Below are 19,635 nucleotides of genomic sequence, written 5' to 3' on the forward strand. Positions count from 1 at the left end.
AGCGACGGTGACGGAAACGCCTTACAACCCGGCCCCGCAAGCGCATCCGGGTCTGCATGTGCTGGCCCTGTTCGAGGGCCTTAAGGGTCTGCTGGCCCTGATTGCGGCCGCCAGCCTGGAAGTGCTGGGGCCGCAGCCGTTGCGGCACCTGATCGCCGTACTGATCGCCAAATTCAACCTCAATCCGGTTCATGGCACCCTGCCCTCGCTGCTGGACGCCATCAACCCCGGCGCCGTGCATCTGGCGGTGGCGGTGGTGTCGCTTTATGCCGTCTGGCGCCTGATCGAAGCCTGGGGCTTGTGGCGGGCCAAGGCTTGGGCGTCCTGGCTTGGCTGCGTGGGCACCGCAGCCTACCTGCCGCTGGACGTGTACGCGCTGTACCGCCACCACGGCTGGCACACCTGGACGGTGCTGGTGCTCAACCTGATCGTGGTGGCGGTGCTGGCACGCGACCTGGTCAAGCGGCATGCGTCCGCAAGCTAGGGCCTGTTAACGCTATTGGGAGGGTCACGCCGCCGCTGAGTGCGCGTGGGGCAAGGAGGAATGAGGAAGTGTATGTCGATACACGACCGAATGAGGACGCCGCCCCGCGTGCACTCAGCGGTGGCCCTGCGGGTTGCTTGTCCCAGGCCGCCAGACGCCCGCGCGCGGCTTGAACAGGCGGCCAGCCTGTCGCGGCACCACGCACGAACGCCTGGCGGCCTGGGACAAGCAACGTGACCCTCCCAATAGCGTTAACAGGCCCTGGATTGCGCGTTCCGCGGACGCTGAGTAGCCTGTCCTGCGCAGCTCCTTGCAAGGGTGGAACTCAATGCGGCGCATACCGTTTTTGCTGGCCTTCATGCTTGCGCTTGGCGCATGCGATTCCAAGGCGCCTGACGGCGTTCCGCCGGCGGGGACCGAACCGACCGATTTCATCTTCGCCGAAATCGACATCAACGACCTGCAGACCCGCATGCAGAGAGGCGAACTGGACAGCCGCACGCTGACCCAGGCCTACCTGGACCGCATCGCCGCCATCGACAAGGCCGGGCCGACCCTCAATGCGGTGATGGAGATCAACCCCGACGCGCTGAAGGAAGCCGCCCTACGCGATGTCGAACGCAAGACCAATTCCGTTCGCGGACCTCTGCACGGCATCCCGATCCTGCTCAAGGACAACATCGGCGCCACGCCCATGGCCAACTCCGCCGGCTCGCTGGCGCTGAAGGATTTCCGCCCCGCGAACGACGCTTTCCTGGTGCGGAGGCTTCGCGAAGCGGGCGCTGTGATTCTAGGCAAGACCAACCTTAGCGAGTGGGCCAATTTCCGTTCCACCCGCTCCACTTCCGGCTGGAGCGCCCGTGGCGGGCAGACACGGAGTCCTTATGCCTTGGATCGTAATCCCTGCGGTTCCAGCTCCGGCAGCGCGGTGGCGGTGTCGGCGAATCTTGTGGTGGCGGCGATCGGCACCGAGACCGACGGCAGCATCATCTGCCCCGCTGCGATGAACGGGCTGGTGGGATTGAAACCCACCGTTGGCCTGGTGAGCCGCGAGGGCATCATCCCCATTTCTTTCAGCCAGGACACCGCGGGACCGATGACCCGCAACGTCTCCGACGCCGCCTATCTGCTGACCGTACTGGCCGGTCGCGACAACGCCGACCCGGCGACCGCCAATACCGCCTGGAACACCACCCTGGACTACCACTCGCATTTGAAGGCGGACGGATTGAAAGGCGCGCGCATCGGCGTGATGCGCAGCAAGCTGTCGATCCATCCAGACGCCGCCGCCGCGATGGAAGTGGCGATCAGCACCATGCGCGAAGCCGGCGCCACCGTCGTTGATGCCGAGATTCCGACCGATGACCAATGGTCGGACGACGAAAACACGCTGTTGCTGTACGAATTCAAGGCCGGCCTGGAACGCTACCTGCAGAAACAAAATGCGCCGCTGAAGACCCTGTCGCAGTTGATCGGCTACAACCAGCAATATCCCACTTCGGAAATGCCGTTCTTCGGACAAGAGCTGTTCGAACAGGCCAACGCCAAGGGCGGGCTGGGCGAGATGGAATACATCAGCGCCAGATCGCGCGCACGCCGCCTCGCCGGCCCCGAAGGCATCGACGCCGCACTCAAGGCGCAACAGCTGGATGCATTGATCGCCCCCGCCACCGGCCCTGCCTGGGTGACCGACCCGCTGACCGGCGACCACTTCCCCGGCGCCGGTTACGGCGCAGCGGCCGTGGCCGGTTATCCCAGCCTGACCATTCCGATGGGCAGCAGCAATGGATTGCCATTGGGTATCGTCTTCATGGGCGCCGCCTGGAGCGAACCGCGGCTGATCGAACTGGGCTACGCCTACGAGCAACTCACGCGTGCGCGCATGCCGCCGCAGTACTTGCCCAGCCTGACGAGCTCCGCCGCCCGCAAATCCGCGCGCTGACCCAACAGCGACGATCCGCCTCCGTCCTCCTCCCTCAGAAGGGCAACGAGCTCGCGTGCGAATCTATCGCGCCGCGGGCGCAGCCAGCTGGTTCTGCTTGCGCACGATCGACATCGCGATCTCCAGCGACTGCTCGTAGTTCAGACGCGGATCCACGGTGGAGCGGTAGGCGCGTTCAAGATCGATGTCGGTGAGTTCGCGCGCGCCGCCGGTGCATTCGGTCACATCCTCGCCAGTGAGCTCCAGGTGCACGCCGCCCAGACGCGTGCCTGCGGCCGCATGCAGATCGAACGACTGCTCCACTTCGCCACGGATATTGTCGAAGCGGCGCGTCTTGTAACCATTCGACGTGCTTTCGGTATTGCCGTGCATCGGATCGCACACCCACAACACACGACGGCCGTCGCGGCGCACCGCATCCAGCAGCGGCGGCAGCTTTTCGACGATCTGCGCGGCCCCCATGCGATGGATGAAGGTCAGGCGTCCCGGCTCGTCTTCCGGATTGAGGATGTCGATCAGGCGCAACAGCTGGTCCGGATTCACCGAAGGCCCGACCTTCAACGCGATCGGGTTGCGCACGCCGCGCAGGTATTCCACGTGCGCGCCATCGACCGCCGCGGTGCGCATGCCGATCCACGGGTAATGCGTGCTCAGGTTGAACCAGCCCCACTGGCGCGGCACTTCGCGGGTCAGCGCTTCTTCGTACGGCAGCAACAGCGCTTCGTGCGAAGTGTAGAAATCGATGCGGTTGAGGTTGTGCACTTCCGAACCGGCCAGCGTTTCCATGAAACGCACCGCATCGCCGATCGAAGTCGCCATCTGCTGGTATTCGTTGGCGTTGGGCGAATAGCCCACCCAGTTGAGGTTCCAGTATTCGGGGTGATGCAGGTCGGCGAAACCGCCGTCGATCAGTGCGCGCACGAAATTCATGGTCATCGCCGAGCGCGCATGCGCCTTGATCATGCGGCGCGGGTCGGGGATGCGCGCTTCGGCGGTGAATTCGGGCTGGTTGACCAGATCGCCGCGGTAGCTGGGCAGAGTCACGCCATCGCGGGTTTCGGTATCGGTCGAACGCGGCTTGGCGTACTGGCCGGCGAAGCGGCCCACGCGCACCACCGGCAACCGCAGGCCGTGCACCAGCACCAGGCTCATCTGCAGAAGAACCTTGAGGCGGTTGGAAATCAGGCCGGATTCGCAGTCGCTGAAACTCTCCGCGCAATCGCCGCCCTGCAACAGGAAGCGCTTGCCTTCCTGCGCCTCGGCCAGCTGCTTCTTCAGCGCGAAGATTTCCCAAGAGGTCACCAGCGGCGGCAGCTGGCGCAGTTCGCCCAGTGCCGACTCCAACGCCTCCGCGTCCGGATACGTGGGCATCTGCACCGCCGTGCGCGAACGCCAGGTGGCGGGCGCCCAGTCGGTGGGAAGATTCACGGCACGGAGATTGCGGTCGGTATTGCTCATGGTGTTGCTACTCATGGTGATGCCCTCAGCGGATCACCATGTTGCCAGATTGATGCGCCGCGTCAAAATGTCGTTACGCTTGCAACTTACGCCGGCGGAATGCGGCAAACAATGCCCAAGCGAGCAAGGCCAGGAACCAGGCAAGACTCCATTCAGGCATCGACAAGCCCAGGAAGGTCCAGTCGACCACCGCGCACTCGCCCGACCCGGTGAACACCTTGCGCAGCACATCGGCGAAAGGGAACGCTTCCATCATGTACGCCAGGTCCGGGCCGCAGGCAGGGACCTTGTCGGCGGGCAGATGCTGCAGCCAAACATGGCGGCCGGCCACCGCCAAGCCCAGGGCTGAGGCCACCAGAGCCAGACCGCCATACGCGCCACGACCGCCGACGCCCTTAGGCGAGTGCAAGCCGCCGATCAGGAACACCACCGCCAGCAGCAAGAATGCCCCGCGTTGGAATGTGCACAACGGACATGGATTCAGGCCCAACTGGTACTGGGAGTAGAAAGCGAATCCCAGCAGCGCCACACAGAGGGCGAACCCTGTCAGGAATTGGGCGCGGAACGACCAGCGGAATGGGTTCATGACAAGCCTGCTCAAAAACGATGGCGGCCATTATCTCTGCGCAAGCCCGCATCGTCACATGCCACAAGTGCCGGTTGGCCGGCTAACCCATGCCGACGGCCGGAAAAACAAAACCCCGGCTAGGCCGGGGTCTGTGTATCGCTTGCTGCAGGCTTGGATTACTCAGCCGACAGTGCCGCCGCTTCCGGACGGTCCAGCAGTTCGACGTAGGCCATCGGCGCATTGTCGCCAGCGCGGAAACCGCACTTGAGGATGCGCAAGTAGCCGCCCGGACGCGACTGGTAGCGCGGGCCCAGGGTGGTGAACAACGTACCGACCGCTTCCTTGTCGCGCAGACGCGCGAAGGCAAGGCGGCGGTTGGCGACGCCATCGATCTTGCCGAGGGTGATCAGCGGTTCCGCGACGCGGCGCAGTTCCTTGGCCTTCGGCAGGGTGGTGCGGATCAGGCCGTGCTTGATCAGCGAGGCGGCCATGTTGCTGAACATCGCCTGGCGATGGGCGCTGGTGCGGCTGAATTTGCGGCCGGCTTTCTGGTGGCGCATGGTCTTGATTCCTAGTGAATGTTGATGCTGTTGGAGTTCGCTGTCGCCATCATGGCGTTGGTACTTGGACTGCGGATGGCCCGAGCCCGTTCGTCCTGATCGGGCATCGCCGCGCACCTTCAGGCGCGTCGGCGTTGTGTTGCGTGCTTAATGTTGCATGTTCAACGGGAAACCCGCAGTCGCTGCGGGTTTCCTTTACGACTTGATCAGCCGAGCATGCCGTGCTGGGAAACGCCGGCCGGCGGCCAGTTTTCCAACTTCATGCCGAGCGAAAGGCCGCGCTGGGCGAGGACTTCCTTGATCTCGGTCAACGACTTCTTGCCGAGGTTCGGAGTCTTCAGCAGCTCGACTTCGGTTTTCTGGATCAGATCGCCGATGTAGTAGATGCTCTCGGCCTTGAGGCAGTTGGCCGAACGTACGGTCAGTTCCAGGTCGTCGATCGGACGCAGCAGCACCGGGTCCACGCCGCTGGCTGCCGGCTTGGCGGCGCCACGATCGCGGTGGGTGAAGTCGCCGAACACCGACAGCTGATCGCTAAGGATGTCGGCGGCGGTGCGCACGGCTTCCTCGGCGTCGATGGTGCCGTTGGTTTCGATTTCCAGAACCAGCTTGTCCAGGTCGGTACGCTGCTCGACGCGTGCGGCTTCCACCGCATAAGCGACGCGGCGGACCGGCGAGAACGAAGCGTCCAGCATCAGACGGCCGATGGCACGGGTTTCTTCGTCCGGACGGCGACGGGCAGCGGCCGGCTGGTAGCCGAAACCGCGCTCGATCTTCAGGCGCATATTGATCGCCGTGTCCTTGGTCAGATTGCAGATGACCAATTCCGGATTCAGGATCTCGACGTTGTGGTCGGTCTTGATATCGGCTGCGGTAACGACGCCCGGGCCCTGCTTGGCGAGGGTCAGGGTGGAGCTGTCGCCGGTGTGGATGCGGATAGCGACGTCTTTCAGGTTCAACAGGACTTCAAGCACGTCTTCCTGCAGGCCTTCGATGGTGCTGTATTCGTGCAGAACGCCGTCGATCTCGACTTCCGTGATGGCGAAGCCGGGGATGGACGAGAGCAGCACGCGACGCAGCGCATTGCCCAGGGTGTGGCCGTAGCCGCGTTCCAGCGGCTCGATCACTACTTTGGCGCGATTGTCGCCAAGGCGTTCGATTTGCGGGCCGCGGGGGCGCAGCACCTGCTGTGTGGTAACCGTCATGTTGCTTGGTCTCCTGCAAATCCCCGGCTGATCCGGGGATTCGTGATGGGATTACTTCGAGTACAACTCGACGATCAGCGCTTCGTTGATGTCGGCAGGCAGATCTGCACGATCCGGCACGGCCTTGAACACGCCGCTGAACTTCTTCGAGTCCACTTCAACCCACGAGGGGCTGAGATCCATCTGCGCCGAAACGGTCAGGGATTCCTGCACGCGCAGCTGTTTCTGGGCTTTCTCGGACAGTTCGATCGCGTCGCCGGCCTTGATCTGGTAGGACGGCAGATTGACCGACTTGCCGTTGACCAGCACGCCACGATGCGACACCAACTGGCGCGCGGACGGGCGGGTGATGGCGAAGCCCATGCGGTAGACGACGTTGTCCAGACGGGTTTCCAGCAACTGCAGCAGGTTCTCGCCGGTGTTGCCCTTCTTGGTCGAGGCCTTCTTGTAGTAGTTGCGGAACTGACGCTCCAGCAGGCCGTAGATACGCTTGACCTTCTGCTTTTCGCGCAGCTGGGTGGCGTAGTCGGACAGCTTGCCCTTACGGGCGGTAGCGCCGTGCTGGCCGGGCTTCTGCTCCAGCTTGCACTTGGAATCCAGCGCGCGCGCCGGGCTTTTAAGGGAAAGATCGGCGCCTTCGCGGCGGGCGAGCTTACAGGTAGGACCAATATAACGAGCCATTTCTCTTCAGCTCCTCAGACGCGACGCTTTTTGGGCGGGCGGCAACCGTTATGCGGGATAGGCGTAACGTCGATGATGTTGGTGATTTTGTAACCAACGTTGTTGAGCGAACGCACCGCGGACTCGCGGCCCGGGCCGGGGCCCTTGATGCGTACTTCCAACGACTTCAGACCGTAGTCCAGTGCGGCACGGCCGGCCTTTTCGGCGGCGACCTGTGCGGCGAACGGCGTGGACTTGCGGGAACCGCGGAAACCCGCGCCGCCCGAAGTGGCCCACGACAGCGCATTGCCCTGGCGATCGGTGATGGTGACGATGGTGTTGTTGAAAGAAGCGTGGACGTGGGCGACGCCGTCGGTGACGACGCGCTTGATCTTCTTCTTTACTTTTGCTGCTGCTGGTTTGGCCATGATTCGCGCCCCTTACTTCTTGATGGCTTTGCGCGGACCCTTACGGGTGCGTGCATTGGTACGGGTGCGCTGGCCACGCAGCGGCAAGCCACGGCGATGGCGCAGGCCGCGGTAGCAGCCCAGGTCCATCAGGCGCTTGATCGCCATACCCACTTCGCGACGGAGGTCGCCTTCGACGATGAACTTGCCGATTTCGGCGCGCAGGCGCTCGACTTCCGGCTCGGACAGGTCACGGATCTTGGTGGTGGAAGTGACGCCTGCGGTTTCGCAGACCTTCTTCGACCGGGTACGGCCAATGCCGTAAATGCTCTGCAACCCGACCCAGACGTGCTTCTGGGCAGGCAGGTTGACACCTGCGATACGCGCCATGACGCGATTCTCCAACTGTGTTTGATGGCCCGATTGCAGGCAAATCCGTGAGGATTCAGTGCAAGCCGGCGGAGTGAACTACGAATTTTAACAAGATCTCGGGTTTCTGGGAAGCCCTGGCAAGCCGAAGCTTGCCGGGACCACGGCATGGGGAGTGTGCCCATGCTCCGGCGCCGGAATCTGCCTGGTGCGGGTCGCTTCCAGCTTTCGCCTTCTTCGTCCCGTCCCGCCCCGCGCTACTCTTGCGCAGGGACCGGCTGATTCTCACCTGCGCACGAGATCGCTGCACAGGCCGCCCATCTAAGTTGTGGCTGGCCGCAGGCGTAACGCCATGCGGGCCGGCCTGGGTATCGCCTCAGCCCCGCGCCAAACCGCCGCGCGAGCCGCCTTTCAGGTTCGCCTTCTTCAACAGGCTTTCGTACTGGTGCGACATCAGATGCGCCTGGACCTGGGCGATGAAATCCATCACCACCACCACCACGATCAGCAGCGAGGTGCCGCCAAAGTAGAACGAGGTGCCCAGTTGGGTACGCATGATTTCCGGCAGCAGACAGACCGCGACCAGATACAGCGAACCCACCGCGGTCAGACGGGTCAGGACCGCATCCACGTAATCGGCGGTCGCCTTGCCTGGGCGGATGCCCGGGATCAGCGCGCCCGACTTCTTCAGGTTGTCGGCCGTTTCCTGCGAATTGAACACCAGCGCCGTATAGAAGAACGCGAAGCCGATGATCATCGCCGCGAACACGATCATGTGCAGCGGTTCGCCCGGCGCCAGCGCCTGGGAGATGCGCTGCAGCCACACGGTCGAGGAGGACTGGCCGGACCACAGCGCCAGCGTGGCCGGGAAGGCCAGAATGCTGGAAGCGAAGATCGGCGGGATCACACCGGCCATGTTGAGCTTGAGCGGCAGGAACGAGGTCTGGTTCATGTACGCATTGCGTCCGCCCTGGCGGCGCGCGTAATTGACCGTGATCCGTCGTTGTCCACGCTCCACGAACACCACGAAGTAGGTGAACGCAGCGACGGTCAGCGCAATCAGGATCAAGGCGATGGCGCTGATGGTGCCGTTGCGGAAACCCTCGATCGTGTTGATCACCGCCACCGGCAAGCCGGCCACGATGCCCGCGAAGATGATCAGCGATACGCCGTTGCCGACGCCGCGCTCGGTCACCTGCTCGCCCACCCACATCAGGAAGATGGTGCCCGCGGTCAATGCCACCACGGCGGTCAGCACGAAACCCATGCCCGGGCTGTACACCACCGGCATGCCGCCCGGCGCGACCTGGTTCTGCAGGGCCCCCGCGATACTGCCGCCCTGCACCACCGCCAGCAACACCGCGCCCATGCGCGAATACTGGGTGATCTTGCGGCGGCCGGATTCGCCTTCCTTCTGCATCGCTTTCAGCGACGGAAAGATGTGCACAGCCAGCTGGAACACGATGGACGCCGAGATATAAGGCATCACGTTAAGCGCGAAGATGCTGAAACGGTGCAAGGCGCCGCCCGAGAACATGTTGAACATGTCCACGATGCCGCCGCCCTGCGCCTGCATCATCGCCAGCATCGCATCGGGGTTCACGCCGGGAACCGGAATGAAGCAACCGATGCGGTAGACGATCAGCGCACCGACCACGAACAGCAGACGCTGGCGCAGTTCAGTGAACTTGCCCAACCCGCCTACGCCGCCTGCGTTGCCTTGCGCCATTCTGCGATTACTCCTGCACGCTGCCGCCGGCGGCTTCGATAGCCGCCTTGGCACCGGCCGTGGCGGTGATGCCCTTGAGCACGAACTTCTTGGTCAGGTCGCCCTTCTTGACGATCTTGGCGCGCTTGGCCGAGGTCGGCACCAGCTTGGCGGCACGCAGGGCGGCGAAATCGATCTCGCCGGCCTCGAGCTTGTCCAACTGGTAGGACAGCACTTCGGCGCAGTCCAGCTTCAGCTTGGAGCGGAAACCGACCTTCGGCAGGCGCTTGATCAGGGGCATCTGGCCGCCTTCGAACTTGGCCTTGATCTTGCCCTTGCCCGAACGCGCGAACGAACCCTTGTGGCCGCGGCCGCAGGTCTTGCCCAGGCCGGAGCCGATACCGCGGCCGACGCGCTTGCGGTCGGTGCGGGCGCCTTCGCCAGGCTTGAGTGTATTGAGATGCATATCGATTACTCCTCGACGCGCACGAGGTAGTGAACCTTATTGATCAGGCCGCGTACCTGCGGGCTGTCCTTCAGTTCACGCACATCGTTGAGCTTGTTCAGGCCCAGCGCCTTCACCGACAAACGGTGGATGCCCTGGGAACCACGCAGGCCGCGCACCAGGCGGACCTTGACCGTACCGGTCTTGTTGGACTCACTTGCCATAATTGAGTTCCTCGATTTTCTTGCCGCGCTTGGCCGCGATGCGGGCCGGCGACTGCATGTCGCCCAGACCCTTCAGCGTGGCGCGCACCAGGTTGATCGGGTTGCGCGAGCCGACGGCCTTGGCCAGCACGTTCTTCACGCCCACCGCTTCCAGCACGGCGCGCATGGCGCCGCCAGCGATCACGCCGGTACCTTCGGAGGCCGGCTGCATGTACACGCGCGCCGCGCCGTGGCCGGCCTTGACCGGGTGCCACAAGGTGCCGTTGTTCAGGTCGACGTTGAGCATGCCCTTGCGCGCATATTCCATCGACTTCTGGATGGCGACCGGCACTTCGCGCGCCTTGCCGTAACCGAAACCGATCTTGCCGTTGCCGTCGCCCACCACCGTCAACGCGGTGAAGGTGAACTGGCGACCGCCCTTGACCGTCTTGCTGACGCGGTTGACCGCGACCAGCTTCTCGATCATGCCGTCGTCTACTTTCTCTTCGCGGTTGCGGTCGCGATCACGACCCCGCGGTGCACGTTCTTCAGCCATTTCCAGATTCCTTGATTAAGTAAGTGATTACGGCTGAGCCGCTTATAGTTGTGGAATGTTGCGGTGAACCGCAGCCGCGAACAGAAGTCGCGGTGCGTCCGGCAGAATCCCCTGACGGCGGGTTAAAGCGTGGGGACGGGCCCCACCTGTTTCAATATGCGTGCGTCAATCAGAACTGCAGACCGGCTTCGCGGGCCGCATCGGCCAGGGCCTTGATGCGGCCGTGGTAGCGGTAGCCGGAACGGTCGAAGGCGATCTTCAGGATGCCGGCGGCCACGGCGCGCTCGGCGATGACCTTGCCCACGCGGGCGGCGGCGTCGCTGTTCTTGCCGTTCTTCAGGCCTTCTTTCACATCGGCCTGCAGCGTGTTGGCGGCGGCGATGACCTTGGAGCCGTCGGCGCTGAACAGCTGCGCGTACAAGTGCTGGCCAGTGCGCAGCACCGACAGGCGGGGCACGCCGAGCACACGGATGTGGGCGCGGGTGCTCTTGGCGCGACGGAGACGGGCGGTGTTCTTGATGCTCATGATCTTGATCCTTGGGAAGCGGATAGGCCTTAGGCCTTCTTGGCTTCCTTGCGAATGATGACTTCGTCGGAGTACTTCACGCCCTTGCCCTTGTAAGGCTCCGGCGGACGGAAACCGCGAATCTTGGCGGCCACTTCACCGACGCGCTGCTTGTCCGAGCCCTGCACCAGGATTTCGGTCTGGGTGGGGGTGGAAATGGTGATGCCTTCGGGGGTCTTGAACAGCACCGGGTGCGAAAAACCCAGCGACAAGTTCAGATCCTTGCCAGCCATGGCGGCGCGGTAACCGACGCCCACCAGCTCAAGCTTGCGCTCGAAGCCTTCCGAAACGCCCTTGACCATGTTGGCCAGGATCGCGCGGATGGTGCCGGTGATCGCGTCATCGGCAGGAGTGGTCGGCGACAGGTTGAGGCTGCCGTCTTCCACTTTGATCTCGACGCCCGACGGCTTGATCAGCGACAGCGTGCCCTTCGGGCCCTTGACGCTCAGCGTGTCGGTCTGGTTGTTGAATTCGACGCCCTTGGGCAGGGTGATCGGCAGTTTGGCTACACGGGACATACGTTTACTCCCTTAAGCCACGAAGCACAGGACTTCACCGCCGACGCCATGCTGGCGCGCCTGCGAGTCGGTCATGATGCCCTTGGAGGTGGAAATGATGGCGACGCCCAGGCCGTCGAGCACCTTGGGCAGGTCGGCCTTGCCGCTGTACTTGCGCAGGCCCGAACGCGAAACGCGGGTCAGGCGCTCGATCACCGGCTTGCCTTCGAAGTACTTCAGCACGATCTCAAGCTGCGGCTTGTTGTCGACGGTGTTGACGCGCGAATCGGCGATATAGCCTTCGGCCTTCAGCACGCCGGCGATGGCGACCTTGATGTTGGAGGACGGCATCTTCACCGTCGGCTTGCCTACAGCGGCCGCATTCTTGATGCGGACCAGCATGTCGGCGATGGGATCAGTCATGCTCATTGCGTATTACCCTTTGAGTAGCACCGATATCCGCTTTCGCGAAAATCTTAGGTTGGTTGAATTTTACCAGCTGGCCTTGCGCAGGCCGGGAACGTCGCCGTTCATTGTCGCCTTGCGCAGCATGTTGCGGCCCAGGCCGAACTTGCTGTAGACGCCGCGCGAGCGGCCGGACAGTGCGCAACGGTTGCGTTCGCGGCTCGGCGACGAATCGCGCGGCAGCTTCTGCAGCTTGGTCACGGCTTCCATCTTTTCTTCGTACGACGCGCTCTGGCTGGAGATGGTCTTCTTCAGCGCTTCGCGCTTGGCGGCGTACTTCTTGGACAGTTTGGCCCGCTTCAGATCGCGGTTAACCATTGAGGTCTTTGCCATTGCTCAGGTTTCCTTGCGAATCAGTTGCGGAACGGGAATTTGAAAGCTTCGAGCAGCGCCTTTGCTTCGGCGTCGGTCTTGGCGGTGGTGGTGATGGCGATATCCATGCCGCGGATCGCGTCGACCTGGTCGAAGTCGATTTCCGGAAAGATGATCTGTTCCTTCACGCCCATGTTGTAGTTGCCACGGCCGTCGAACGAGCGGCCGGACACGCCGCGGAAGTCGCGCACGCGCGGCAGCGAGACGTTGACCAGGCGATCGAAGAATTCGTACATCCGCGCGCGGCGCAGGGTGACCTTGCAACCGATCGGCCAGCCGTCGCGGATCTTGAACGACGCCACCGAAACGCGCGACTTGGTCGTGATCGGCTTCTGGCCGGTGATCTTGGCCAGGTCGGCGACCGCGTTTTCCAGGATCTTCTTATTGGTCGCGGCTTCGCCCACGCCCATATTGATGGTGATCTTGGTGATCTTCGGCACTTCCATCGGATTGGAGTAGCCGAATTTCTCGGTCAGGCTGGGAACAACCTGTTCCTTGTAGAACTTTTCGAGACGGGTGGTCATGACTTCATTCCTTAGGCGTCGAGCGCCTCACCGCTGGAGCGGAACACACGCAATTTGCGTCCATCCTCCAGCACCTTGAAACCGATACGCTCGCCCTTGCCGGAAGCCGGGTTGAACAGCGCGATATTGGAGATGTGCATCGAAGCTTCACGCTCGACCACGCCGCCGGCGACACCCGCCTGCGGATTCGGCTTGGTGTGGCGCTTGATGATATTGACGTTGGACACGATCACGCGATCGCCGTCCACACGCACTACGTCACCACGCTTGCCCTTGTCCTTGCCGGCGATGACGACCACCTGGTCGCCCTTCTTGATACGGTTCATATATATGTCCTCGGCTCAGAGCACTTCAGGCGCGAGCGAAACAATCTTCATGAACTTCTCGGAACGCAGCTCGCGGGTCACTGGCCCGAAGATGCGGGTACCGATCGGTTCCTGCTTGTTGTTGAGCAATACGGCGGCGTTGCCGTCGAAGCGGATCAGCGAACCATCGGGACGGCGCACACCCTTGCGGGTACGTACCACGACGGCGTCGTAGACTTCGCCTTTCTTGACTTTGCCACGCGGGATGGCGTCCTTGACGGTCACCTTGATGATGTCGCCAATGTGCGCGTAGCGGCGCTTGGAGCCGCCCAGCACTTTGATACACATCAGTTCCTTGGCGCCGGAGTTGTCGGCCGCGTCAAGGTAGCTCTGCATCTGGATCATGATTCAGGTTTCCTTGTTAGACGGCCGCACGGGTGACGATTTCCACCACGCGCCAGTTCTTGGTCTTGGACAGCGGGGCGATTTCGACCACGCGCACCACGTCGCCTTCGTTGCAGGCGTTGTCGGCGTCGTGGGCGTGCAGCTTGCTGGAACGGCGGATGTACTTGCCATACAGCGCATGCTTGACCTGACGCTCCACCAGCACGGTGACGGTCTTGTCCATCTTGTTGCTCACGACACGGCCTTCGACCGTGCGCTGCGATTTTTCTTTGTTGTCGCTCATCACGGCGGTCCTTACTTCTTGCTGCCGAGCAGGGTCTTGACGCGAGCGATCTCGCGACGAACCCGCCGGGTTTCATGGGTCTTAGGCAGCTGACCGGTGACCTGTTGCATGCGCAGGGAGAACTGCTCCTTGCGCAGGTCGGTCAGATGTTCGTTCAGCTGGTCGGCCGACTTCTCACGGAGTTGTTTGAGTTCCATTAGCGCACCGTCCGGGTAACGAAAGTGGTGGTCACGGACAGCTTGGCCGCAGCCAGGCGGAACGCCTCGCGTGCGATTTCTTCGGTGACGCCTTCGATTTCATAAATCATGCGGCCCGGCTGGATCTGCGCCACCCAGTATTCCACGTTGCCCTTACCGGAGCCCATGCGGACCTCGATCGGCTTCTTGGTGATGGGCTTGTCGGGGAACACGCGGATCCACATCTTGCCGCCACGCTTGACGTAACGACTGATGGAACGGCGCGCGGCCTCGATCTGGCGCGCGGTCAATTGGCCGTGCGCGGTGGCCTTCAGGCCGTACTCGCCGAAACTGACGAGATTGCCGCTCCAGCTCAGGCCGTCGTTGCGGCCCTTGTGCTGCTTGCGGTACTTGGTACGTTTTGGTTGCAACATGGCCGATTACCTCGCGTCACGGTCACGGGCCGGACGCGACGGACGTTCGCTGCGCTCGGGGCGCGCTTCGTCCTGCTTTTCCTGGCCAATCTGGGAGAAGTCGAACACTTCACCCTTGTAAACCCACACTTTGATTCCGATGATGCCGTAGGTGGTCTTCGCCTCGGCAAAACCGTAGTCGATGTCGGCGCGCAGCGTGTGCAGCGGCACGCGACCTTCGCGGTACCACTCCGAACGGGCGATTTCCGCACCGTTCAAACGGCCGGCGACGTTGACCTTGATGCCCAGGGCGCCAAGGCGGATCGCGTTGCCGACGGCGCGCTTCATCGCGCGACGGAACATGATGCGGCGCTCGAGCTGCTGGGCGATCGACTCGGCAACGAGCTGCGCGTCCAGTTCCGGCTTGCGCACTTCGGTGACGTTGATGTGCGCCGGGACGCCCATCAGGTCGCTCACTTCCTTACGCAGCTTCTCGATGTCCTCACCGCGCTTGCCGATCACCACGCCCGGACGGGCGGTGTGGATGGTCACGCGTGCGGTGTTGTTCGGACGCTCGATCAGGATCTTGGAGATACCTGCCTGCGCCAGCTTCTTGCGCAGCATTTCGCGCACCTTGAGGTCGGCAGCCAGATACTCGGCATACAGGCCCTTCTTGGCGAACCACTTGGAGTTCCAGTCCTTGGCGATGCCCAGGCGGAACCCGATCGGATGAACTTTATGACCCATCGTTTTTTCCTTCCGCCTTTACTTGCCTGCGCCCACAACCACAGTGATGTGGCTGGTGCGCTTGAGGATACGGGTGCCGCGGCCCTTGGCCCGCGCCATGAAACGCTTCAGCGACGGACCTTCGTCGACCATGATGGTCACGATCTTCAGTTCGTCGACATCGGCGCCCTGGTTGTTCTCGGCATTGGCGATCGCCGACTCAACCACTTTCTTGATCATGTGCGCCGCTTTCTTGTCCGAGAACTTCAGCAGGTTGACGGCGCGTTCGGCTGACAGACCGCGCACCTGGTCGGCGACCAGGCGGGCTTTCTGTGCGGAGATGCGCGCGGTGCGCAGGATGGCTTTAGCTTCCATGGTCATCTCCTTAACGCTTGCCCGGCGCGGCTTTCTTGTCGCCACCGTGACCCTTGAAGGTACGGGTGACGGCGAATTCGCCGAGTTTGTGGCCGACCATGTTCTCGTTGACCAGCACCGGGATATGGTTCTTGCCGTTGTGCACGGCGATGGTGAAACCCACCATCTCCGGCAGAATCATCGAACGACGCGACCAGGTCTTGATCGGACGCTTGCTGCCACCGGCGGCCTCCACCTTCTTGATGAGGTGATGGTCGACGAATGGGCCCTTCTTGAGTGAACGTGCCATGGTCGATTAGCCCCTACGATCGCGGACGATGAATTGCTGGGTGCGCTTGTTATGGCGCGTCTTGTAACCCTTGGTCGGCACGCCCCACGGCGTGACCGGATGCGGGTTGCCCTGGCCTGCCTTGGCCTCACCACCACCGTGCGGGTGATCGACCGGGTTCATGGCCGCGCCGCGAACGGTCGGCTTGATGCCGCGCCAACGCTTGGCACCGGCCTTGCCCAGCTTCTCGAGGCTGTGCTCGCTGTTGCCGACTTCGCCGATGGTCGCGCAGCACTCGATCTGCACCTTGCGCATTTCGCCGGAGCGAAGACGCAGCGTGGCGAAACCTTGCTCGCGTGCGACCAACTGCACGCCGGCGCCGGCGGCACGGGCGATTTGCGCGCCCTTGCCCGGCTTCATCTCAATGGCGTGCACCGTGGTGCCGACCGGGATGTTGCGCAGCGGCAGGGTGTTGCCGGCGCGGATCGGGGCATCGCTACCCGCGATGACCTGGTCGCCCGCCTTCAGACCCTTCGGCGCGATGATGTAACGGCGTTCGCCGTCGACATAGCAAAGCAGCGCGATGTGTGCGGTGCGGTTCGGATCGTATTCGATGCGCTCGACGCGGGCGGGGATGCCGACCTTGTCGCGCTTGAAGTCGATCAGACGGTAGTGCTGCTTGTGGCCACCACCGATGTGACGGGTGGTGATGCGGCCGTGATGGTTACGGCCACCGCTCTTGCTTTGCGGCTCGAGCAACGGCGCATGCGGCGCGCCCTTGTGCAGGTCGGGCGTCACGACGCGGACCGCGGAACGGCGACCGGGCGAAGTGGGCTTGAATTTCATTAATGGCATGGGATGTTCCTCAGGCCTTGGCGGTTACGTCGATGGCCTGGCCTTCGGCCAGACGCACATACGCCTTGCGCCAGCTGCCGCGGCTGCCGGTGCGGTTACGGAAGGACTTGTTCTTGCCCTTGACGTTCAGCACGTTGACGCCTTCGACCTTGACGTCGAACAACTGCTCGACCGCGGCCTTGACTTCGGCCTTGGTGGCGGTGCTCGAGATTTCAAAGACGTATTGGTTGGAGACTTCCTGCAGGCGAGCGGTCTTCTCGGAAACCCGAGGAGCGCGCAGCACGCTGAAGATTTTTTCTTTGCTGAATTTAACGGTCGTGCTCATGCCAGCCACTCCTCGATCTTCTTGACCGCATCGGCGGTGATTACGACGGTGTCGGCGCCGACCAGCGAGGCCGGGTCCAGACCCTGCACGTCGCGCACTTCCACATAGGGAAGATTGCGGGCGGACAGGTACAGATGCTCGGAAGCCTCTTCGGTCACGATCAGCGGACGACGACCGACTTCCAGACCCTTGAGCTTGGCGATCAGACCGGTGGTCTTGGCCGAATCGACGTCGAACGAGTCGACGATCATCAGACGGCCCTGACGGTTGAGCTCCGACAGGATGGCCTTCATCGCTGCGCGGTACATCTTGCGGTTGACTTTCTGCTCGAAGCTGCGCGGCTTGGCCGCGAAGGTCCTGCCGCCGCCCACGAAGATCGGAGCGGTCAGGGCGCCGTGACGTGCACCGCCACCCTTCTGCTTCTTGGACTTCTTGGTGGTGCCATTGACTTCCGAGCGCGTCTTCTGCGCCTTGGTGCCGGCGCGGCCCGCATTGCGGTACGCGACCACGACCTGGTGGACCAGATCTTCACTGAATTCGCGGCCGAACACTTCGTCGGAAACCGACAACTTGTTGGCGCTGCCTGTGATGGCAAGTTCCATCATCGTTCTCCCTTATCCCTTGCTCGACGGACGCACGATCACGTCGCCACCCGGGGCACCCGGCACTGCGCCACGAATGGCGATCAGTCCGCGCTCGACATCAACTTTCACAACTTCCAGATTCTGCGTGCTCTGGTTCACTGCACCCATGTGTCCGGACATCTTCTTGCCCGGAAACACGCGGCCCGGTGTCTGGCGCTGACCGAGCGAACCCGGCTGGCGATGCGACAACGAGTTACCGTGGGTGGCGTCACCCATGGTGAAGTTCCAACGCTTGATGGTGCCTTGGAAGCCTTTGCCCTTGGTCACGCCCTGGACGTCGACCTTCTGGCCCACTTCGAAGATGTCGGCCTTGATTTCGCCGCCGACGGTGAAGTCGCCCAGCTTGTCGTCTTCGACGCGCAGTTCCCACAAGCCACGGCCGCCTTCGACCTTGGCCTTGGCCAGGTGACCGGCTGCCGGCTTGTTGATCAGCGCGGCACGGCGCGTCCCCACCACCACCTGCACGGCGCTGTAGCCGTCGGTTTCGGGGGTCTTGAGCTGGGTGATGCGGTTCGGAGTTGCTTCGATCAGGGTGACCGGGATGGACTTGCCATCTTCGGTGAACACCCGGGTCATGCCAGCCTTGCGGCCGACCAGACCCAACGAATATTTCTTCGCGGTCATGTCAGTGGCCTCAGGTCAGCTTGATCTGGACGTCGACGCCGGCAGCCAGTTCGAGCTTCATCAGCGCGTCCACGGTCTTGTCGTTGGGGTCGACGATATCGAGCACGCGCTTGTGCGTGCGGGTCTCGTACTGGTCACGCGCGTCTTTATCGACGTGCGGCGAGGTAAGGATGGTGTAGCGCTCGATCTTGGTGGGCAGCGGGATCGGGCCGCGCACTTGCGCGCCGGTCCGCTTGGCCGTTTCTACGATCTCGCTGGCCGAACGGTCGATCAGGCGATGATCGTACGCTTTGAGCCGGATCCGGATCTTTTGGTCCGCCATGACGGTGTTCCTTGGTTAAAAGAGCGACGGGCGCGGCCTCTGGGATGCCTTGCCCCGGTTAATCTTGCTGGTTATTTCCCCGCTAGCCGCTGCTGGAACCCGCGACCGCAATGTGGGGATTCGTCCTGAAAAGCTAGGCGGCCCGGTAAACCGGCCCGCCCAGACAGAAAAGTATAAGACGCGTGAATCACCCCGTCAATAGCGGGGGCGCCAATTCTGGCAATCACGCGACATTTCCTTGTCTGGCGAACACGAGGCGCTTCCTGCACCTCTTTTCGCGGTAGCCGGCGACCTCCCAGGAGGCGCTGGCGGATACTGCAACAACACGCCCGGCCTGAAAGCCGGGCGCGAATAATACACTTAGTTTTGGAGCTTTGCCAGCATCTCGGCGGCTTATTTGTGGATCCCCGCGTTCGCAGGGATGACGCTGCTTCTTTGTCCCGCTGAGACCATGGATCCCCGACAAGAGCACCCGGGGATGACGGTTTTGGCAAAACCGTGGCCGCTAAGCGGCTACGGGCCAATCCGTCGGTCTGGATCCCCGCTTTCGCGGGGATGACGACCTGACAAAGCCGGTTGGGCCACGGCCCAACCGGGTCAGGGCGTCACTTGATGATCTTCGCCACCACGCCGGCGCCGACCGTACGGCCGCCTTCGCGGATCGCAAAACGCAGGCCTTCGTCCATCGCCACCGGGTTGATCAGCGTCACCACCATCTTCACGTTGTCGCCCGGCATCACCATCTCCACGCCTTCCGGCAGCTCAACGGCGCCGGTGATGTCGGTGGTCCGGAAGTAGAACTGCGGACGGTAACCCTTGAAGAACGGGGTGTGACGGCCGCCTTCGTCCTTGGACAGGACATAGACCTCGGCCTCGAACTCGGTGTGCGGCTTGATCGAACCCGGCTTGCACAGCACCTGGCCGCG

At 62.8% G+C, this 19,635-nt stretch carries 31 protein-coding genes and 1 pseudogene; 2 read left to right on the forward strand and 30 right to left on the reverse strand.

Annotated features, from left to right (window positions below):
* Positions 1 to 7: 7 nt before the first annotated feature.
* A complete protein-coding gene (locus tag J2W94_RS14425; protein ID WP_310094791.1) occupies positions 8 to 484 on the forward strand; it encodes a DUF2127 domain-containing protein in 477 nt (158 codons plus the stop codon).
* Positions 485 to 812: 328 nt separating this feature from the next.
* The gene (locus J2W94_RS14430; RefSeq protein WP_310094795.1) at positions 813 to 2,426 is read left to right on the forward strand and encodes an amidase; all 1,614 of its coding nucleotides are present in this window, start codon (positions 813 to 815) and stop codon (positions 2,424 to 2,426) included.
* A gap of 63 nt (positions 2,427 to 2,489) precedes the next feature.
* Here J2W94_RS14430 and J2W94_RS14435 read toward each other — a convergent pair whose 3' ends face one another.
* The 30 genes and pseudogenes from J2W94_RS14435 to J2W94_RS14580 form a co-directional block, all read right to left on the reverse strand.
* Positions 2,490 to 3,884, reverse strand: a complete 1,395-nt coding sequence (locus J2W94_RS14435; RefSeq protein ID WP_310094901.1) for a class II 3-deoxy-7-phosphoheptulonate synthase — start codon at positions 3,882 to 3,884, stop codon at positions 2,490 to 2,492.
* Positions 3,885 to 3,957: 73 nt separating this feature from the next.
* Entirely contained in the window at positions 3,958 to 4,470 is a 513-nt protein-coding gene (locus J2W94_RS14440) for a disulfide bond formation protein B (protein ID WP_310094798.1), read from the reverse strand.
* A gap of 158 nt (positions 4,471 to 4,628) precedes the next feature.
* On the reverse strand, positions 4,629 to 5,012 hold the full coding sequence (gene rplQ, locus J2W94_RS14445; protein ID WP_310094801.1) for a 50S ribosomal protein L17: 384 nt from the start codon (positions 5,010 to 5,012) through the stop codon (positions 4,629 to 4,631).
* A gap of 206 nt (positions 5,013 to 5,218) precedes the next feature.
* Positions 5,219 to 6,217 carry a DNA-directed RNA polymerase subunit alpha gene (locus J2W94_RS14450; protein WP_093289969.1) on the reverse strand — a complete coding sequence of 333 codons (999 nt, stop codon included), beginning with the start codon at positions 6,215 to 6,217 and terminating at the stop codon, positions 5,219 to 5,221.
* 51 nt (positions 6,218 to 6,268) lie between these two features.
* On the reverse strand, positions 6,269 to 6,898 hold the full coding sequence (gene rpsD, locus J2W94_RS14455; RefSeq protein WP_162350134.1) for a 30S ribosomal protein S4: 630 nt from the start codon (positions 6,896 to 6,898) through the stop codon (positions 6,269 to 6,271).
* 14 nt (positions 6,899 to 6,912) lie between these two features.
* Positions 6,913 to 7,305 (reverse strand): 30S ribosomal protein S11, encoded by a 393-nt coding sequence (gene rpsK, locus J2W94_RS14460; protein WP_093289967.1) that lies wholly within the window; start codon positions 7,303 to 7,305, stop codon positions 6,913 to 6,915.
* A gap of 12 nt (positions 7,306 to 7,317) precedes the next feature.
* A complete protein-coding gene (gene rpsM, locus J2W94_RS14465; protein WP_093289966.1) occupies positions 7,318 to 7,674 on the reverse strand; it encodes a 30S ribosomal protein S13 in 357 nt (118 codons plus the stop codon).
* Between the two features lie 355 nt (positions 7,675 to 8,029).
* The gene (gene secY / locus J2W94_RS14470; RefSeq protein ID WP_310094812.1) at positions 8,030 to 9,382 is read right to left on the reverse strand and encodes a preprotein translocase subunit SecY; all 1,353 of its coding nucleotides are present in this window, start codon (positions 9,380 to 9,382) and stop codon (positions 8,030 to 8,032) included.
* 7 nt (positions 9,383 to 9,389) lie between these two features.
* The gene (rplO, locus tag J2W94_RS14475) at positions 9,390 to 9,827 is read right to left on the reverse strand and encodes a 50S ribosomal protein L15 (protein WP_430540613.1); all 438 of its coding nucleotides are present in this window, start codon (positions 9,825 to 9,827) and stop codon (positions 9,390 to 9,392) included.
* A 5-nt stretch (positions 9,828 to 9,832) separates the two neighbouring features.
* Complete coding sequence (gene rpmD / locus J2W94_RS14480) at positions 9,833 to 10,030, reverse strand: 50S ribosomal protein L30 (RefSeq protein ID WP_093289963.1); 198 nt, start codon at positions 10,028 to 10,030, stop codon at positions 9,833 to 9,835.
* The gene (rpsE, locus tag J2W94_RS14485) at positions 10,020 to 10,565 is read right to left on the reverse strand and encodes a 30S ribosomal protein S5 (RefSeq protein WP_310094817.1); all 546 of its coding nucleotides are present in this window, start codon (positions 10,563 to 10,565) and stop codon (positions 10,020 to 10,022) included. Before rpsE ends, rpmD begins: the two co-directional genes overlap by 11 nt.
* A gap of 169 nt (positions 10,566 to 10,734) precedes the next feature.
* Positions 10,735 to 11,091: a 50S ribosomal protein L18 gene (gene rplR / locus J2W94_RS14490; protein ID WP_310094820.1), complete on the reverse strand. Its 357-nt coding sequence runs from the start codon at positions 11,089 to 11,091 to the stop codon at positions 10,735 to 10,737.
* A gap of 29 nt (positions 11,092 to 11,120) precedes the next feature.
* Positions 11,121 to 11,648: a 50S ribosomal protein L6 gene (gene rplF / locus J2W94_RS14495; RefSeq protein ID WP_310094823.1), complete on the reverse strand. Its 528-nt coding sequence runs from the start codon at positions 11,646 to 11,648 to the stop codon at positions 11,121 to 11,123.
* 12 nt (positions 11,649 to 11,660) lie between these two features.
* Positions 11,661 to 12,056 carry a 30S ribosomal protein S8 gene (rpsH, locus tag J2W94_RS14500; RefSeq protein ID WP_310094826.1) on the reverse strand — a complete coding sequence of 132 codons (396 nt, stop codon included), beginning with the start codon at positions 12,054 to 12,056 and terminating at the stop codon, positions 11,661 to 11,663.
* A 63-nt stretch (positions 12,057 to 12,119) separates the two neighbouring features.
* The gene (gene rpsN, locus J2W94_RS14505; RefSeq protein ID WP_310094830.1) at positions 12,120 to 12,425 is read right to left on the reverse strand and encodes a 30S ribosomal protein S14; all 306 of its coding nucleotides are present in this window, start codon (positions 12,423 to 12,425) and stop codon (positions 12,120 to 12,122) included.
* 20 nt (positions 12,426 to 12,445) lie between these two features.
* Positions 12,446 to 12,988, reverse strand: coding sequence for a 50S ribosomal protein L5 (rplE, locus tag J2W94_RS14510; RefSeq protein ID WP_310094834.1), 543 nt, complete (start codon positions 12,986 to 12,988; stop codon positions 12,446 to 12,448).
* Between the two features lie 11 nt (positions 12,989 to 12,999).
* Positions 13,000 to 13,314: a 50S ribosomal protein L24 gene (rplX, locus tag J2W94_RS14515; RefSeq protein WP_093289956.1), complete on the reverse strand. Its 315-nt coding sequence runs from the start codon at positions 13,312 to 13,314 to the stop codon at positions 13,000 to 13,002.
* A 15-nt stretch (positions 13,315 to 13,329) separates the two neighbouring features.
* Positions 13,330 to 13,698, reverse strand: coding sequence for a 50S ribosomal protein L14 (gene rplN, locus J2W94_RS14520; protein WP_042614221.1), 369 nt, complete (start codon positions 13,696 to 13,698; stop codon positions 13,330 to 13,332).
* 16 nt (positions 13,699 to 13,714) lie between these two features.
* Complete coding sequence (rpsQ, locus tag J2W94_RS14525; RefSeq protein ID WP_093289955.1) at positions 13,715 to 13,981, reverse strand: 30S ribosomal protein S17; 267 nt, start codon at positions 13,979 to 13,981, stop codon at positions 13,715 to 13,717.
* 11 nt (positions 13,982 to 13,992) lie between these two features.
* Positions 13,993 to 14,178, reverse strand: coding sequence for a 50S ribosomal protein L29 (gene rpmC / locus J2W94_RS14530; protein ID WP_162315256.1), 186 nt, complete (start codon positions 14,176 to 14,178; stop codon positions 13,993 to 13,995).
* Positions 14,178 to 14,591, reverse strand: coding sequence for a 50S ribosomal protein L16 (gene rplP, locus J2W94_RS14535; protein ID WP_093289953.1), 414 nt, complete (start codon positions 14,589 to 14,591; stop codon positions 14,178 to 14,180). The genes rpmC and rplP overlap by 1 nt, the downstream gene beginning before the upstream one ends.
* 6 nt (positions 14,592 to 14,597) lie before the next feature.
* The gene (gene rpsC, locus J2W94_RS14540; protein ID WP_310094842.1) at positions 14,598 to 15,317 is read right to left on the reverse strand and encodes a 30S ribosomal protein S3; all 720 of its coding nucleotides are present in this window, start codon (positions 15,315 to 15,317) and stop codon (positions 14,598 to 14,600) included.
* Between the two features lie 18 nt (positions 15,318 to 15,335).
* Positions 15,336 to 15,671, reverse strand: coding sequence for a 50S ribosomal protein L22 (rplV, locus tag J2W94_RS14545; protein WP_093289951.1), 336 nt, complete (start codon positions 15,669 to 15,671; stop codon positions 15,336 to 15,338).
* A 10-nt stretch (positions 15,672 to 15,681) separates the two neighbouring features.
* Entirely contained in the window at positions 15,682 to 15,960 is a 279-nt protein-coding gene (gene rpsS / locus J2W94_RS14550; protein WP_093289950.1) for a 30S ribosomal protein S19, read from the reverse strand.
* A gap of 6 nt (positions 15,961 to 15,966) precedes the next feature.
* On the reverse strand, positions 15,967 to 16,794 hold the full coding sequence (rplB, locus tag J2W94_RS14555; RefSeq protein ID WP_310094848.1) for a 50S ribosomal protein L2: 828 nt from the start codon (positions 16,792 to 16,794) through the stop codon (positions 15,967 to 15,969).
* A gap of 10 nt (positions 16,795 to 16,804) precedes the next feature.
* The gene (rplW, locus tag J2W94_RS14560) at positions 16,805 to 17,119 is read right to left on the reverse strand and encodes a 50S ribosomal protein L23 (protein ID WP_310094851.1); all 315 of its coding nucleotides are present in this window, start codon (positions 17,117 to 17,119) and stop codon (positions 16,805 to 16,807) included.
* Positions 17,116 to 17,721, reverse strand: a complete 606-nt coding sequence (rplD, locus tag J2W94_RS14565; RefSeq protein WP_310094853.1) for a 50S ribosomal protein L4 — start codon at positions 17,719 to 17,721, stop codon at positions 17,116 to 17,118. Before rplD ends, rplW begins: the two co-directional genes overlap by 4 nt.
* 12 nt (positions 17,722 to 17,733) lie before the next feature.
* Positions 17,734 to 18,387, reverse strand: coding sequence for a 50S ribosomal protein L3 (gene rplC, locus J2W94_RS14570; RefSeq protein ID WP_093289946.1), 654 nt, complete (start codon positions 18,385 to 18,387; stop codon positions 17,734 to 17,736).
* A gap of 10 nt (positions 18,388 to 18,397) precedes the next feature.
* A complete protein-coding gene (gene rpsJ, locus J2W94_RS14575; RefSeq protein WP_036212661.1) occupies positions 18,398 to 18,709 on the reverse strand; it encodes a 30S ribosomal protein S10 in 312 nt (103 codons plus the stop codon).
* A gap of 605 nt (positions 18,710 to 19,314) precedes the next feature.
* A pseudogene (locus J2W94_RS14580) lies at positions 19,315 to 19,635 on the reverse strand (hypothetical protein); the annotation flags it as partial.

The sequence above is a fragment of the Pseudoxanthomonas sacheonensis genome (assembly GCF_031455975.1).
Taxonomy (GTDB): Bacteria; Pseudomonadota; Gammaproteobacteria; order Xanthomonadales; family Xanthomonadaceae; genus Pseudoxanthomonas_A; species Pseudoxanthomonas_A sacheonensis_A.